12 protein-coding genes are annotated in these 16595 nt (G+C 66.3%); 9 read left to right on the forward strand and 3 right to left on the reverse strand.

Annotation, left to right across the window (positions count from 1 at the left end; all coding sequences use genetic code 11):
* Positions 1–68: 68 nt before the first annotated feature.
* Positions 69–875 (reverse strand): N-acyl homoserine lactonase family protein, encoded by an 807-nt coding sequence (locus HZZ16_RS32290; RefSeq protein ID WP_197954245.1) that lies wholly within the window; start codon positions 873–875, stop codon positions 69–71.
* 363 nt (positions 876–1238) lie between these two features.
* Between HZZ16_RS32290 and HZZ16_RS32295 the strand changes: the two genes are divergently transcribed.
* The 6 genes from HZZ16_RS32295 (at position 1239) to HZZ16_RS32320 (ending at position 8519) form a co-directional block, all read left to right on the forward strand.
* Positions 1239–2804, forward strand: a complete 1566-nt coding sequence (locus HZZ16_RS32295; protein ID WP_197954246.1) for a caspase family protein — start codon at positions 1239–1241, stop codon at positions 2802–2804.
* Positions 2805–2949: 145 nt separating this feature from the next.
* Positions 2950–3621, forward strand: a complete 672-nt coding sequence (locus HZZ16_RS32300; protein ID WP_197954247.1) for an OmpA family protein — start codon at positions 2950–2952, stop codon at positions 3619–3621.
* 158 nt (positions 3622–3779) lie between these two features.
* Entirely contained in the window at positions 3780–4709 is a 930-nt protein-coding gene (locus HZZ16_RS32305; protein ID WP_197954248.1) for an RND family efflux transporter, read from the forward strand.
* Positions 4709–7858 (forward strand): efflux RND transporter permease subunit, encoded by a 3150-nt coding sequence (locus tag HZZ16_RS32310; protein ID WP_197954249.1) that lies wholly within the window; start codon positions 4709–4711, stop codon positions 7856–7858. The genes HZZ16_RS32305 and HZZ16_RS32310 overlap by 1 nt, the downstream gene beginning before the upstream one ends.
* 59 nt (positions 7859–7917) lie before the next feature.
* Positions 7918–8157 carry a DUF433 domain-containing protein gene (locus HZZ16_RS32315; RefSeq protein ID WP_197954251.1) on the forward strand — a complete coding sequence of 80 codons (240 nt, stop codon included), beginning with the start codon at positions 7918–7920 and terminating at the stop codon, positions 8155–8157.
* On the forward strand, positions 8154–8519 hold the full coding sequence (locus HZZ16_RS32320; protein ID WP_197954253.1) for a DUF5615 family PIN-like protein: 366 nt from the start codon (positions 8154–8156) through the stop codon (positions 8517–8519). The genes HZZ16_RS32315 and HZZ16_RS32320 overlap by 4 nt, the downstream gene beginning before the upstream one ends.
* A 1-nt stretch (position 8520) precedes the next feature.
* Here the strand turns inward: HZZ16_RS32320 and HZZ16_RS32325 are convergent, their stop codons facing one another.
* Positions 8521–9195 (reverse strand): Crp/Fnr family transcriptional regulator, encoded by a 675-nt coding sequence (locus HZZ16_RS32325; RefSeq protein WP_036044931.1) that lies wholly within the window; start codon positions 9193–9195, stop codon positions 8521–8523.
* 249 nt (positions 9196–9444) lie between these two features.
* Between HZZ16_RS32325 and HZZ16_RS32330 the strand changes: the two genes are divergently transcribed.
* From HZZ16_RS32330 to HZZ16_RS32340, 3 genes are all read left to right on the forward strand, one after another.
* Positions 9445–11490: an AsmA family protein gene (locus tag HZZ16_RS32330; protein WP_197954255.1), complete on the forward strand. Its 2046-nt coding sequence runs from the start codon at positions 9445–9447 to the stop codon at positions 11488–11490.
* A 193-nt stretch (positions 11491–11683) separates the two neighbouring features.
* Complete coding sequence (locus tag HZZ16_RS32335; RefSeq protein WP_197954257.1) at positions 11684–14131, forward strand: adenylate/guanylate cyclase domain-containing protein; 2448 nt, start codon at positions 11684–11686, stop codon at positions 14129–14131.
* Between the two features lie 213 nt (positions 14132–14344).
* The gene (locus tag HZZ16_RS32340; RefSeq protein ID WP_197954259.1) at positions 14345–15211 is read left to right on the forward strand and encodes a hypothetical protein; all 867 of its coding nucleotides are present in this window, start codon (positions 14345–14347) and stop codon (positions 15209–15211) included.
* On the opposite strand, the gene HZZ16_RS32345 is transcribed toward HZZ16_RS32340, so the two are convergent.
* Positions 15212–16504: a Spy/CpxP family protein refolding chaperone gene (locus HZZ16_RS32345; protein ID WP_197954306.1), complete on the reverse strand. Its 1293-nt coding sequence runs from the start codon at positions 16502–16504 to the stop codon at positions 15212–15214.
* Between the last annotated feature and the right edge of the window lie 91 nt (positions 16505–16595).

Genomic DNA, 16595 nt, shown 5'->3' on the forward strand with positions numbered 1-16595 from the left:
ACCGCTCCTGGCCCGACTCGGACCTCCGGCGATGCTCGTTTGCGCGCTGCTTGCACGCCCGGATTCCGTCACGTCACAAATGACCGCGTTGGCGGCAGATGCAGCGCCCAGGCGTCGACCCCTTCGCTGGCGCGCGGATAGATCTCCGTCACGATCGGATCGTGGCCGGGGATGAACCTGTCGGGATGGCCGGCGAGGCGCTCGATCGTGTCCCAGCCTTGCGCCATGTCCCCGACATTGTAGACGATCGGGAACGGGCTCTTGCGCTGCAGATTGGCGTAGTAATGCGCGGCATCGGAAGCCAGCACCACGGGGCCGCGCGCGGTCTCGACCTTCACCACCTGCAAGCCGTCGGAATGGCCGCCGACGCGGTGCACGGTCACGCCGGGAGCGACCTCGCCGTCGCCCGAATAGAAGGTGACGCGCTCGCCATAGACGTGGCGCACCATCTGCGTCACATGCTCGACCGAGAACGGATGGCGCAGCAGACCGTTGCACATGCAGCGCCCGGTCGCGTAGGCCATCTCGCGCTCCTGCAGATGGAAGCGCGCATTGGGAAAGCGGTCGAGATTGCCGGCGTGGTCGTAGTGCAGATGCGTCACGATGACGTCACGAATGGCTGCCGCCGCGACGCCGAAACGCTCCAGCGCATCAACCGGATTGAGCGTGAGCTTGCGCGCCCGCGCGCTCGCCTCCTCGGCGTTGAAGCCGGTATCGACCAGAATGTCGCGGCCGTGCCCCCGAATCAGCCAGACGAAATAATCGAGGTCCTGCGCCGCGCTGTCATGCGGGTCGGGCACCAGGAAGTTCATGTGGGGGGTGCGCGGCGACATCGTCGCATAGCGCAGAGCATAGATCTCGTAGACGTTTCCCATGAGTCTTGCTTTTTTTTCGAGTTGGATCTTGCCGGACGATCGCGCACACCAAGCCACCACCGGCAGGAAAGGTCAAACGCGGGGCATTGCGGCGGAGGCGGGCGGCAATGTGAGATCGATCACGTCTTCATCGCCATGGCTGCGCTAAGGTCCGCCGATAGCATCGAGGTACCGAGGACCGTCATGACAACCCCATCCATTCCTCTCGCGGCATGCCCATCCGCTGCGGTCCATCATCGGGATAAGGTCGAATCTCCAAGCGGTTGACGCCCTCCGTCCCCGGTTTGATAATGAGGTAAGCGTAAGTTAAGGTCGCCGCGGCGCAAGCTGGAACGGCGCCTTTTTGGCTGGACCGCGCTGATTATGAGAATTCGCTTCTTTTTTCTTCTGCCCTTGCTGATCTCGCTCGTACCGACTGCCCCCTCGCTTGCGGCTGGCGACCGTTTTGCGCTGGTCATCGGCAACGCCAAATATCCGGATGCGGATGCCCCGCTGAAGGAACCGATCAACGATGCCCGCGCCGTCGCCGACGAGCTCAAGCGCGACGGCTTTTCGGTCGAACTCGGCGAGAACCTGACCGGCGACGCCATGCGCCGGGCCTTCGACAAGCTTTACGGCAAGATCAAGCCGGGCTCGGTCGCGCTGGTGTTCTTCTCCGGTTTCGGCATCCAGTCTGCGCGCCAGAGTTACCTGCTGCCGGTGGATGCGCAGATCTGGACCGAGTCCGACGTGCGCCGCGATGGCTTCAGCCTCGAGACGGTCCTCGGCGAGCTCAACACCCGCGGCGCCGGCGTCAAGATCGCGCTGATCGACGCATCCAGGCGCAACCCGTTCGAGCGCCGGTTCCGCAGCTTCTCGGCGGGCCTGACCCCGGTGATCGCACCGAACGGCACGCTGGTGATGTACTCGGCGGCGCTGGCCTCGGTGGTCTCGGACGCCGGCGGCGACCGCAGCCTGTTCGTCCAGGAGCTGCTGAAGGAAATCCGCGTCCCCGACCTGATGGCCGAGGAGACGCTGAACCGCACCAAGATGGGCGTCACCCGCGCCTCGCGCGGCGAGCAGGTGCCGTGGATCTCCTCGTCATTGGCCGAAGATTTCTCGTTCATTCCTGGCGCCGGCGGATCGCGTCCGGCAACGCCGCCCGCGCCTCCCGCCGTCGTCGCCAACAACCCGCCGCCCGCCCCTCCCGCGCCGCCGACACCACCGCCGCCGCCGAAGCCGGCCGACAGCGTGGCTGCGGCTCCCGCTCCTGCGCCTCCGGCACCTGCGGCGCCAGTTGCGGTGCCGGCACCGGCACCCGCGCCTGCTCCCACGCCGCGGCCGCAGATCGAGGCCGCCCTGCCCCCGCCGCCACCGCCGGCACCGCCTGTGAAGCCGGTTGATCTCGCCCCCGCGCCGAGCACGGAAGGCGGGCCGAGCGCTGCCGTCCTGGCCGACGATCCCACCATCAAGAGCCTGACCGCCAAGATCGCCGCCAATCCTGACGACGTGAACGCGCTGTACCGCCGCGGCCAGGTCTATGCCAGCAAGGGCGCCTACACCCTCGCCATCAAGGATTTCGACGACACCCTCCGGATCAATGCGAAGGATGTCGAGGCCCTCAACAACCGCTGCTGGACCCGCACCGTGGTCGGCGACCTCCAGGGCGCGTTGAAGGATTGCAACGAGGCGCTGCGGCTGCGGCCGAACTTCGTCGATGCACTGGACAGCCGCGGGCTCGTCAATCTCAAGTCGGGTGCGGTGAAGAATGCGATCGCCGATTTCGACGCGGCCCTGAAGATCAACCCGCGCCTCACCTCCTCGCTTTACGGACGGGGCCTTGCCAAGCAACGCAACGGCTCGGCCCAGGAGGGGGCGCTGGACATCGCCAATGCCAAGGCGATGGATCCGAACATCGTTCAGGAATTCGCAAGCTACGGAGTACGCTAGTATTTTTTTGAGTTGAGCCGGTCCAAGGCTCGAACCTTGAACAGCCCTGGGAAGACCAATGGGCGGATGCCGCAACAGGCCTTTTCGGGGGCGTGTTGCTTGAATTTTATGAGCACGCGAGCTGGCTGCGCAGGAGGGACTGGCTATGAGATCGGCTGCAAATTGGCTTACCGCGTTTCTGTCCATCATCACCGTCGGCGCCGCGCTGTCGCTGCCGACCTCAGCCGCCTATGCGGGCGATGACGGCAACAGCAAGAACGTCACCGAGGACGAGATCGTCCGCGCGCTGGCGCCGGCGCCGAAGAAGCCCCTGACCCGCGGCCTCTCGATCGGTCCGCAGACCGAATCCGCACCGAACGCCGCGGAGACCAAGCTGCTGCAATCCGTGCGCGGCCGCTCGACGCGGTCGCTGTCATCCACCGAGCGCGAGGAAATCGCCTCCGCCGCCAAGGACAAGCCGAACATCGATCTCGAGATCACGTTCGACTACAACTCCGCCAATATCAGCGCCAAGTCGCTGCCCTCGGTGCAGGCGCTCGGCCGCGCCTTGACCAGCCCGGATCTGAAGGGCTCGACCTTCGTGGTCGCCGGCCACACCGACGCCGCCGGCGGCGAAGCCTACAATCAGGACCTCTCGGAGCGTCGCGCGGATTCGATCAAGCGCTACCTGGTCGAGAAGTACAGCATCTCCGCGACCGATCTCGTCACCGTCGGCTACGGCAAGAGCAAGCTTAAGGACCCGAGCCAGCCGCTGGCGGAGGTCAACCGCCGCGTGCAGGTCGTCAACATGGAAAACAAGACCACCGCATCGAAGTGAGCACGACGTATCCTTTGCCAGTGACAAGTCGTGATGTCGTGTAAGGTCTCGTTTCCAAAGCGCGTCCCGCAGCCTTGCGGGACGCCGCTTCATTTCAGAACAACGCTCCGTTTGGGCCTCGCGCGGATGGCCGTGAGCCAGGTCAGGATGATCCGGCGATGAATTTGACTGACTATCTCAAACCGGCCGGAACCGTGGTGTTCGTCGTCGCGCTCGGCGTCGGCTATTATCTGTTCGAGCATCGCAAGCGTCCCGAGCCGAAGGAGACGCAAAGCGAGGCGCTCGTCATCGTGACGAAGTCGACCAATGCCTGCTTCTCCGATCTGGTGCGGGTGACCGGGTTCTTCGTGCCGCGCCGCGAGGCGGTGGTGGTTGCCGACCAGGAAGGCTCCAGGGTCACCGACCTCCTGGTCACCGAGGGCACAATCGTCGCCGACAATCAGGAACTGGCGCGCCTCACTGCGCCGCCGCAGATTCCGGGCCAGCCGCAGCGGCCCGGCCCGCAAGGCCCGATCTCGCTGAAGGCCCCCGCGCCGGGCCTCGTCACCGAAGTCCGCACCATCGTCGGCGCGCCGGCCTCGCCGCAGGCCGGTCCGATGTTCCGCATCGCCGTCAACAACGAGATCGAGCTCGACGCCCAGGTCCCGGCGGTGCACATGTCCAAGCTCACCTCCGGGGCGACCGTGCGGATCAGTCGCGACGACGCACCCGATCTGATCGGGCGGGTCCGGCTGGTTGCGCCCGAGATCGACCGTGCCACGCAGCTCGGCCGCGTCCGCATCAGCGTCGCCAACAATCCCTCGCTCAAGGTCGGCGTGTTCGCTCGCGCCTCGATCGACGCCAAGCGAAGCTGCGGCGTCTCGATCCCGAAGACCGCGATCGATCACCTCATGGTGCAGGTCGTCAAAGGCAATGTGGTCGAGACACGCAAGGTGCGGGTCGGATTGTCGTCCGACAGCGCGACGGAAATCCTGGAAGGGCTCGAGGTCGGCGAGATCGTCGTCGCCGACGCCGGCTCTTCGCTCCATGACGGCGACCAGATCAAGACCATGTTCGCCGATGAACTCGATCGCACGCGGGTACGCTGATGGCTCTCAATATCTCGGCATGGTCGATCCGTCATCCGCTGCCGTCGGTCGTCTTCTCGATCATCCTGCTGGTGCTGGGCTGGGTGTCCTTCACCAAGCTCGCGATCACACGGCTGCCCTCGGCCGACATCCCCGTGATCTCGGTGGCGGTGTCGCAGTTCGGCGCAGCGCCGGCCGAGCTCGAATCCCAGGTCACCAAGACGGTTGAAGACGCGGTCTCCGGTGTCGAGGGCGTGCGCCACATCACCTCGTCGATCACCGACGGCCTGTCGGTCACCACGATCCAGTTCGCGCTCGAGACCAACACCGATCGCGCGCTCAACGACGTCAAGGACGCGGTGACGCGCGTGCGCTCCAACCTGCCGCAGAACGTCACCGAGCCGCTGATCCAACGCGTCGACGTTATCGGCCTGCCGATCGTGACCTATGCTGCGATCTCGCCCGGCAAGACGCCGGAGCAGCTCTCCTATTTCGTGGACGACGTGGTCAAGCGCGCGCTGCAGGGCGTGCGCGGCGTCGCCCAGGTCGAGCGCATCGGCGGCGTCGAGCGCGAAATCCTGGTCTCGCTGGATCCCGATCGCCTGCAGGCGATGGGCCTGACCGCCGTCAATGTCAGCCAGAGCCTGCGCGGCACCAATGTCGACGTCGCCGGCGGCCGCGCCGAGATTGGCAAGAACGACCAGGCGATCCGCACGCTCGCTGGCGCCAAGACGCTTGGCGATCTCGCTGGCACGATGATCCCGCTGTTCGGCGGCGGCGAGGTCCGGCTCGACGATCTCGGCACCGTCACCGACACCATCGCCGACCGCCGCACCTTCGCCCGCTTCAACGGCGAGCCGGTGGTCGCGCTCGGCATCAAGCGCTCCAAGGGAGCCAGCGACGTGAAGGTGGCCGAGGCCGTGCAGAAGCGCATCGATGCGCTGAAAGCCGCCTATCCCGACGTCGACCTGAAGCTGATCGACACCTCGGTGGAATACACCAAGGGCAATTACCACGCGGCGATCTCCACCCTGTTCGAAGGCGCGATCCTCGCCGTCGTCATCGTGCTCTTGTTCCTGCGCGACCTGCGCGCCACCATCATCGCCGCGATCTCGCTACCGCTGTCGATCTTCCCAGCATTCTGGGCGATGGACCTGCTCGGCTTCTCGCTGAACCTCGTCAGCTTCCTCGCCATCACGCTCTCGACGGGCATTCTCGTCGACGACGCCATCGTCGAGATCGAGAACATCGTCCGGCACATGAATATGGGCAAGTCGCCCTACCGGGCCGCGCTCGAAGCCGCCGACGAGATCGGCCTCGCCGTCATCGCGATCTCGCTGACCATCATCGCCATCTTCGCGCCCGCGAGCTTCATGTCGGGCATCGCCGGACAATTCTTCAAGCAGTTCGGCATCACCGTCTCGGTGCAGGTGTTCTTCTCGCTGCTCGCCGCGCGCTTCGTCACGCCGGTGCTGGCCGCCTATTTCCTCAAGCACAGTACGCACGAGGAGCCGCCGCCCGGCCGCATCCTGCGGTCCTATCATCGCATCGTGGCCTGGTCGGTGAGGCACTATTTCATCACGGTGCTGATCGGCCTCGGCATCTTCGCCGCCTCGATCTGGAGCATCACGCTGCTGCCGCAGGGCTTCCTGCCGGCCCAGGACAGCGCGCGCTCGCTACTTGCGCTCGAGCTGCCGCCGGGCACCCAGCTCGCCTACACCGAAAAGGTCACCGAGGACATCGTCGCGCGCCTGCGCAAGCGGCCCGAGGTCAAGAGCATCTTCGTTGACGGCGGCCGCGTCCCGCCGGGCACTCAGGAGGTGCGGCGCGCCGCCCTGATCATCAATTACACGCCCAAGGACAGCCGCGACATCACCCAGCGCGAGCTCGAATTCTCCATCAGCCAGGAGCTGGAGAACGTTCCCGATATCCGCTTCTGGTTCCTGGATGAGAACGGCCTGCGCGCGATCTCGCTGGTGGTGACCGGCGTCGATCCCAACATCGTCAACAACGTCGCGAGCGAGCTTGCGACGCAGATGAAGCGCATTCCCACCATCGCCAACGTCATCTCCGAAACTGCCCTGGAGCGCCCCGAACTGCGCATCGAGCCGCGTGCCGATCTCGCCGCACGGCTCGGCGTCTCCACCGAAAGCCTGTCGCAGACCATCCGTGTCGCCACCATCGGCGACGTCGGACCGGCGCTCGCCAAGTTCGACGTCGGCGACCGCCTGGTGCCGATCCGCGTGCAACTTGAGGACGCCGCCCGCGGCAATCTGAAGACGCTGGAGCAGCTCCGCGTGCCGCTCGGCGAGCGCGGCGAGAAGGGCGGCGTGCCGCTTTCGGTCATCGCCGACGTCAAGCTCGACCAGGGCCCGACCAGCATCGGCCGCTACGATCGTGAACGGCAGGCGACCGTTGCCGCCGACCTCGTCGGCTCCGCCGCGCTCGGCGATGCCACCAAGAAGATCTACGACCTGCCTGTCATGAAGACCCTGCCGAAGGGCGTGAAGGTCTCGCCCTCGGGCGATGCCGAAAGCCTGAACGAATTGTCCGAGGGCTTCGCGACCGCCATCACGGCGGGGCTGATGATGGTGTATGCGGTGCTAGTGCTGCTGTTCGGCACCTTCCTGCAGCCGATCACCATCCTGTTCTCGCTGCCGCTCTCGATCGGCGGCGCGATCGCGGCCTTGCTCGTCACCGGCAAGCAGCTCACCACGCCGGTGTGGATCGGCATCCTGATGCTGATGGGCATCGTCACCAAGAACGCGATCATGCTGGTGGAGTTCGCCATCGAAGCCATTCACGCCGGCAAGCCGCGCGAGGAGGCCATGATCGATGCCGGCATGAAGCGCGCCCGCCCGATCGTGATGACCACGATCGCGATGGCCGCGGGCATGATGCCGAGCGCGCTCGCCGTCGGCGCCGGCGGCGAGTTCCGCTCGCCGATGGCGCTCGCGGTGATCGGCGGCCTGATCTTCTCGACCATCCTGTCACTGGTGTTCGTGCCCGCGATGTTCATGGTGATGGACGATTTCGGCGCCCTGATCTGGCGCTTCGCCAAGCGGCTGATCGTGCACAGCGAGGATGCGGAGACGAGCGGTCATCACGAAGCGCCGCCCACGCAAGCGGGGCCAGCGCCGAAGAGCCTCGTGCACCCTGCGGCGGAATAGGGTTCGAAAGGCTGCGTCGTGCACTGGCGAAAGGCGAGCGCTGACGCTATGTTGCGCCTATGACGTTTACACGCATCACGATCGATCCTGCCGTCTGCACCGGGAAGCCCTGTATCCGCGGGCTGCGGTTTCCGGTCGCAAGGCTGCTCGGCCTGCTTGCCGCCGGCGAGACGCGTGAGTCCGTTTTGAACGACTACCCCTATCTTGAGCGCGAAGACATTGACGAAGCATTGCGCTACGCGGCCTTCCTCGCAGAAGACGAGGCCGTCGAGCTTCGCCCGACCGTTTCAGCCAAGTGAAATTCCTCGTCGACATGCCCCTCTCACCAGTGCTGTCGCGCTGGTTGACAGAGATGGGACATGACGCCGTCCACGCCTCCGCGATAGGACTTCATGCTGCGAGCGATGTTGAAATCATCGATCGGGCCAGGCAAGAGGCGCGCACAATCGTTACGGCAGATCTCGACTATCCTCGTCTGATTGCAACAGCAGGCGGCGACAGCCCAAGCCTCGTTCTCTTCCGAGGCGGCGACTGGACCGAGACGAGCGTCCGGAACCGGCTGGCAGAAGTCCTATCCGCTCTCCCCGAGAACGAGATTCAAGGCAGCATCATCACCATCGACCGTGATCGTGTCCGCCGACGCAGGCTCCCGATCGTCTGACCTACTCATTCCGCGCGATCGCGGTCAGCTTGGTCATGTTCCGCAGCAGGATCCGGCCGCGCTGGAGATCGAGGATCGCTTCCTTGCGCCAGGCCTGGAGCTGGCGGTTGACGCTTTCGCGGGCGGCGCCGACGAAGACGCCGAGCTGCTCCTGCGAGATGTGGACCTCGGAGCCGAAATCGGCGGCGAGCGCGCAGAGCCGCCGCGCCAGACGCACCGGCAGCGGCTGCAGCATGGATTCTTCCATACGCTCGCTCTGCCAGCGGATGCGCTGGCACAATAGCGCAATGATCTTGATCGCGACCTTGGGCTCGCGCTCGAGGAAGCCGAGGAAGTCTTCGCGCCGCAGCACGAACAATTCGCTGGCCTCGCCTGCGGTGGCGTCCGCCGTGCGATTCTGGCCGTCCAACACCGCGACCTCGCCGAACAGGTCGCCCGGCCCCATGAAGTTCAGCGTCAGCCGGCTGCCGTCGGCGGCGCCGGTCTCGATGCGGACCTGGCCGCGGCGCACGCCGAACAGCGCATTGCCGGGATCGCCCTTCTGGAACAGCACCTCGCCGCTGGCCAGGTGCTGGGTGTGGCAGAGATTGGACAGCCGCTGGAGCTCGTCTGCGCCGAGATCGGCGAACATCGGGTTCATCTTCAGGATGACCGCAAATTCGGCCTGCTTGCTCATGTCAATGTCCTTGTGAACGTCCTGGTCATCGCCTTGGTAAATCGTCTTGGCAAATCGCTCGAAACCATCAACTTCAAAGATCGCGTAAAACCGCGCCGGAGAAGTGTGTCATAAGTCACATAACTTTGCAGCACCCCCTGACTATTTTTACGCGCTTGGAGCCGCTTCCCGTCCGGGGATAAACTCCGGGCGCAATGGACGGGTGATCGGCCGGATTCGGCGCGGATTCTCCGTCGCCGGAAAGTCGACATGAAAGCATTGAAATTCGCCGGCGGGGCTTTGGCCGCCGTCATCGTCGTCATCGCACTTCTGCTCGTCGTCGGGATCCCCTCGGGCTTCCTGACCTCGACGATCGCCTCCCGCCTCGAGAGCGCGACCGGCTATCGGCTGTCGATCGACGGCACCACCAAGATCAGCCTGTGGCCGACGCTGAACGTCACGCTGAACGACCTCACGCTCGCCGACCCCAAGGACCGCAGCGGCATCACGCGCCTGACGATCGACCGCGTGCAGGTCGACATGTCGCTCGCCAGCGTGTGGTCGGGCACGCCCGAGATCAGCGAGCTCGTCGTCACCCATCCCGTGCTCTACCAGCCGCTGCTGCGCGAACGCCTGCCGAATGCAGCCGCGCCTTCGAAGCCGCTCGCGCTCGACACCAAGGGCGCCACCATCGACCGCATCAAGATCACCGACGGCGAAGTGGCATTCTCGCGCCTCCGCGACCGTGTCGAGGGCCGCATCAGCGCCATCAACGCCGACGCGACCCTGGACCGCGACCGCAAGGTGAATATCACCGGCACCGCGCGCGTCGGCGATCACCCAACCAAGTTCGACATCAAGGCGGCCTCGCCGGCCGAACGGCCGACGTTTCAGGTGGATTTCGCCGTCGACATGCCCAGCCTGCTGAAATCCCAGCTCACCGGTCACGCCGAGATGCGGCTGAGCGGCAACGTCGTGATGATCAACGGCGTGAACGGCAGGCTCGGCGACGGCGCCTTCAACGGCTGGGCTTCGGTCGACATCGCGAGCAAGCCGCTGGTCAAGGTCGATCTCGACTTCCAGCGGCTATCTATGCCGCTGGCGAAATCGCCGGATGGCGTGTCCGGGCAGCCCTGGAGCAATGCGCCGATCGACGTCTCCGGGCTCAATTACGTCGATGCGCAGGTGCGGATCTCCGCGAACGAGGTCGTGATCGGCGATGCGCGCGTCGCGCCGCTGGCGCTCGACGCCAAGCTCGCCGGCGGCGTGCTGAAGGCCGGCACGGCCAATCTGGGCGCCTATGGCGGCCAGGTCTCGGGCGAGGTGATCCTGGACGCGACCACCGGTGCGCCGAACTTTGCCATGCATTCCGACCTCGTCGGCGTGCGCGCGCTGCCGCTGCTCCAGACCCTTGCCGAGTTCGACCGCATCGACGGCAAGCTGCAGGCCAAGCTAGCCTTGCGCAGCGCCGGCAACAGCCAGCGCGCGCTGATGGCGAACATGCAGGGCACGGCCTTCGTCAATTTCCAGGATGGCGCCATCCGCGGCGTCAATATCGCGCAGATGATCCGCTCGCTGACGACGAGCACGCTCTCCGGCTGGCAAAGCAGCCAGGACCCGAGCCAGGAGCAGAGCACGGATCTATCGCAGCTCTCGGCCTCCTTCCGCATCGACAAGGGTCAGGCGGTGACGACCGATCTCAACCTGATCGGGCCGCTGGTGCGCGTCAGCGGCGCCGGCACCATCGCGCTCGACACCAAGATGATGGGCTTTCGCGTCGAGCCCAAGCTCGTGATGACGACCGAAGGCCAGGGCCGCACTTCCGAGCCGGTCGGCTTCGGCATTCCCGTGATGATCCAGGGCTCCTGGTCGCAGCCGCGGATCTATCCCGACATGGCCGGCATGCTGGACAATCCGGACGCCGCCTATGCCAAGCTGCGCGAGATGGGCAAGGGCTTGTTCGGCCCCGACGGCGCCGGGCTCGGCAACATCCTGGGCAGCCTCGGTCTTGGTGGCACCGCCGCGCCGGGCGGCGGCAATGCGCCCGGCACTGCCAATCCGCAAGGCCAGCAACCGGGGCAGAACAATCTGCTCGGGGGCCCGCTCGGGGAGGCGATCGGCAATCTGATCCAGCAGGGTCTCTCCAGCGGCGCGGGGAGCGGCGCTGGCACTAGCCGCAGCCGCAGCCTGCCGGCAACGCCGTCCACGCCGGTGCCGCAGGCCTCCCCTGCGGCTCCCGCCCGGGAGGACCCGCCGGTCGCGCAGCAGGACAGTCAGCCAATGAACGACGTGCTGCGGCAGCTCTTCAATCGATAAGCTCCCTCCATCGAACCGATCCGGCTGCGACAATCGCTGCCGGTCCAACCCGCCTAGGAGACCACTGGGGTAACCACACCGGCCGGTCCGCCGGCTGCATGACGGCCCTTCGGTCCAAATTGTGGTAGAACGGCTTGGAAGGGCCTGTCCGGCCCATAGCGCGCAGCGTCAGTGGCCGCGCGAGAGGATCGGGATGGCAGGAGCGAACGACAAGACACGATCTCTGCGCGAGGGCCTGTTCGCCAAATACGTCGTCTCCCTCGTCGGCCTCGTCGTGTTCGTCCTCGCCGTCAACGGGGCGATGGAGACCTGGATCTCCTACCGCGCAACACGGACGCAGCTGACCGACGGCCTGGAGGACAAGGCGCAAGCAGCCGCCCGGCGCATCGAGCAGGCGATTTCCGAGCTCGACCGCCAGATCAGCTGGGTGACGCGGGCGAGCCAGGATACGCTGGAGAAGCGCCGCGCCGACTACGCTTCGCTGCTGCACCAGGTCTCGGTCGTCAACCAGCTGTTCCAGCTCAACGGCGACGGCCGCGAGGTGCTGCGCGTCTCCAGGCAATCGACCACGACCGGCGGCAATGCCGACCTCTCCCGCGACATGCGCTTCACCGACGCTGTCGCCCGCGGCGTCACCTACGCGCCGGCTTGGTTCGCCGACCGGACGCCAGTAATGTCGATCTCAGTGGCGCATTCCGGCTTCAATGCCGGCGTCACCGTGGCCGAGATCGATCTCAGCTTCCTCTCCGACTTCCTGTCCGACGCCCAGGTCGGCAAGGCCGCCTTTGCCTATGTCGTCGATCCGCGCGGCCGGGTGCTGGCGACGTCATCGAAAGGGCCCGAGATCGGCAAGGATCTCTCCAAGCTGCCGCAGGTGGCGGCCGCGATCGCGCCCGGCCACGAAGCCGACACGTCGGGCACCGACTTCAACGGCCATGCGGTGATGAGCGCCGCGAGCATCGTGCCGAAGCTCGGCTGGAGCGTGCTGTTCGAGCAGCCAACCACGCAGGCCCTGATGCCGATCCGCGACCAGCTGGTGCGCATCGCGCTTCTGATCGGCATGGGCCTGATGGTCGCGATCCTCGCCGGCACGCTGCTCGCCCGCCGCATGATCATCCCGATCACGGCGCTGCGCGACGGCGCCTACAGGCTCGGCGAGGGCGATTTCAGCCACCGCATCGACGTGCACACCTCCGACGAGCTGGAAGACCTCGCCGGGCAGTTCAACCGCATGGCCGACCAGATCCAGGAGACCTATTCGAACCTGGAGAGCAAGGTCGAGGAGCGCACCCGCGATCTCGCGCAATCGATCCACGAGCTCAAGGTGCTGGAGGAGGTCGGCCGCGCGGTGGCCTCCTCGCTCGATCTCAACGCGGTGCTTGCGACGATTGCGGCCCGCGCGATCGAGATCACCCGTGCCGACGCGGTGCTGATCTACGGCTTCGACGCCGAGGCGCGCTGCTTCAACCTGGTCGAGGCCAACGGCATCGACAAATCCGCCGAGGGCGCGCATGTCACCATCGCGCAAGGCGGCAACATCCTGAGCGATGCTGCGGGCAGCGGCGAGCCGATCGCACTGGCCGAGCTCGGCGATGCCGCCGAGCAGCCGCTGCGCGAGGTCGCGCGCGCGGCCGGCTTCAACTCGGTGCTGGTGGTGCCGCTGATCGACCAGCAGGGCACGCTGGGCTCGCTCGTGGTGCTGCGCCGCGCCGCCGGCGCGTTCGCGCCCAGCATCATCGGCCTGATGCGCACCTTCGCCAACCAGGCCGTGCTGGCGATGCGCAATGCGCAACTGTTCAGCGAGGTCGACCACAAGAGCCACGCGCTGGAGGCGGCGAACACGATCGTGCGCGCCCAGGCCGACAAGCTCCGCGAGCAGACCGAGCAGCTCAAGGACTGGAACAAGTCGCTGGAGGAGCGCGTCAGGACCCAGCTCGGCGAGATCGAGCGCATCCGCAAGCTCGAGCGTTTCCTGGCGCCCCAGGTGGCGCAGCTGATCGCCTCCTCCGACAGCCCGGAAGGTTTGCTCACCAGCCAGCGCCGCGAGGTCACGGTCGTGTTCTGCGACCTGCGCGGCTTCACCGCGTTCACGGAAGCGACCGAGCCGGAAGAGGCGATGAACGTGCTGCGCGAATACCACGCGGCACTCGGCCAGCTGATCTTCAAGTACGAGGGCACGCTCGACAAGTATGCCGGCGACGGCGTGATGATCCTGTTCAACGCGCCGATCCAGTTCGAGGACCACACCAAGCGCGCGGTGAAGATGGCGGTGGAGATGCGCGACACCATCGGTCCCTTGACCGAGCGCTGGCGCAACCGCGGGCATAGCCTGGGATTCGGCATCGGCGTCGCGCTCGGCTATGCCACGCTCGGCCAGGTCGGCTTCGAACAGCGGCTGGAATATGCCGCGATCGGCAGCGTCACCAACCTCGCCTCGCGCCTCTGCAGCGAGGCCAAGCCCAACCAGATCGTGGTCAGCCGCCGCGTCTACGGCATGGTCGAGCCCTGGGTCGAAGCCCGCGCGCTCGACGACCTCCAGCTCAAGGGCTTCAATCACCCCGTGCTGGCGATGGAGATCCTGAGCTGGCGCGAGGAGGTGGAGAACGTGGTGGATGCGGCAGTGGTGCGGCGGCGGGGGTAGCCAAACAAAAAAGCGCGAAAACAACCCCATGCACAGTAGGCGGGGGCTGGAGAATCAATGACTTACGGCAGGCCCGCGCGTGCCCACGCGATCTCACCCGTCGGGCAAAACACCAGATTGGCAGCATCCCAGACGCCTCTCACGAACCAGGTCCCTCCTCCCCGCGACCAACCCTCGCCTCAACGGCGAGGCGGACTTTCTGGGAGACGACCCGTGGCATTTCCCCTGCCTTCGCGTGCCTATGATTTGCAGATGCTGGACCGGCCGGTCGACCGCGCGCGCGATCAGGGCTGGGTCTTTGGGCTGCCGCCGGGCATTGCATCCGAGCAATGGCCGCTCGATCCCGTCACCGGCTATCCCTTGATACACGGCTTCACGCTGTTGTTGCCGGAGGATTACCGTGTGCACGGCGACGACATCGTCGCGGTGTCGTTCTTCGCCACGGCGCCCGATCACAATGACGGCGGCGCGCCGGACGATCCTGAAGTCCGCGAGGCGGTGCTGGCGCGGCCATCGCATCCGCGCCTGTCGCGCATGACCGACATTCTCGACTACGCCTATGCCGCGCTGCTGCTGACGCAAGCCGAGTATGACGGCGCGTTCGCGACACCGCCGGCGCCGCTGGCGCTGGCGACGGTGGAGCGGCCGCGCTGGCTCGACGTCGGCGGCGCCAGCGCCTTCTTCGAGGCCGCGCCGGCTTACGCGAAGAAGATGTTTGCTGCCCCGCCGCGCGCCGATCTCAGCGAGACGCGCGCGATCGCGCTGTCGCCGCGCGCTGATGATCCCAATGCAGGCAAGGGCCCGCAGGACGAGTACGCACGCGAAAATCCGCCGACCGGCTATCAGCCCTACTATTATTATGTCGAGGGCAGACCGGGCCGCGACAATTTCCGCCTGCACGACTGGGCCAAGGATCACGCCCACAACCATCTCGGCGGCACCATGCGGCCCTGCCAGGCCGTGCCGGAGATGAGCCCGTTCTACATCGAGTTCGAGGAATATTTCGGCGGCTACAATTTCGGCGGTGGCAACGCGCAGCTGGATTTCAAGGACATGAAGTTCGACTGGGCGTGCGGGTGATCACACCCCCCGCTTCGGCCCGATCGCCTCGAACCCGGCCTTCTGCTCGTCGCTCAGATCGGCCTGGAAATCGTCGAGCGCGTCGGCCACGCCGTTCACTGCTTCCAGCATAGTCTGCAGCCGCGCCTTCACGGCGACGAGGCGGGCCTGCGGGGTTGCGGCGGGCTCGGTCGGGCAGGCGCTGAGCGTCTGCATGGTGCGGAGCGCGGTGTCCTGCAGCACCTCGAAGCGGGCGCGGGCGACCTCGTCGAGGTGGAGCGTGGCGGCGATCTCCGCGGGCCATTGCTGCTGAACGAGTTGCTCGTATTGGCGCTGGGCGTTTTCGTCGGACAGAGGATCATAGTCCGCTTGGCAGGCTTTGGCCGCCTGTGCGTCCTTGCTCGCGTTCTTGTCGGTGTTTTTGGACTGGTAGGACGCCAACGCGGCGCGGCGCTCGTTGGCAAGGGCGTTGAGCCGGGCTTTCTGGTCGTCATTGAGCAGGCCGACGAATTTCGACAGCGGCGCTTCGATTGTATCGATGGCCTTGACCATGGCCTCGATACGCTCGCGCATCAGGCCGAGGCGCTCCGCCGCATTTGCAGGGACCTGCGCCGCCGGGCAGGCGGCGCGGATGGTGTCGCGCGCCGCAAGCCAGGCGGATGAGAGCTCGTCAAGCGCAGTGCGCTGAGCTTCGTTCGGCTGAACGGCGCTCGCGATGCGCTCGACCGGCAGGCCGCCGGTGTCGCTGGCTTCGCACATTGTTTCTGCGGCCGGGATTCGACGCGCGCGACGGCCTGGCGGCACGGTATAGGCGGCAAGCTCGGTGGCGGCATAGGGCGTGAAGAGCGCGGCATAGAGGTCGCCGTAGCCGTAGAGCGAGAGGCTGGTGGTGTCGCCGAAGACGATCGCATTGGTGAGATCGTCATGGGCGAACGGCCAGAACACCGGGCCGACCCAGCCGTAGCTGCCGTCGGGATGGCGCCACCAGCCCTGCGGGCGGCGGCCGCCTTGCCAGCCTGCCAGCGCCGCTTGCGCCGTGAGGGCCGCGCGCAGCACGTAAGGGTTCGACAGCTGGCCGCGGTCGGCCCCGCGCGGATCCTGTGATCTCAGCGCAGCGGAGCGGTAGCGACCACTACGGACCGCCATGCGGGAATGGCGCAGGCGCGACAGGCCGATCACGTGGCCGACGGCGAAGCGCGCAACCCCCAGCGGACCGCCGCGCAAGCCGAATTGCGCCTCAGCCCTGCCCGGCAGCAGCACTGTCGCAATTAGCAGGGCCGCACCGGCGAGCGCCAGTCCCATGCGTCCCGGCATGATCACTGACCTCCAGACGGGCTTGGTCACGTCTTGGCCCTCCCTCCCGCCAAGTGCGCAATGCGTCGCATCACGATGACGCGCGAGGGAA

The sequence above is a fragment of the Bradyrhizobium glycinis genome (genome assembly GCF_016031655.1).
GTDB lineage: Bacteria > Pseudomonadota > Alphaproteobacteria > Rhizobiales > Xanthobacteraceae > Bradyrhizobium > Bradyrhizobium glycinis.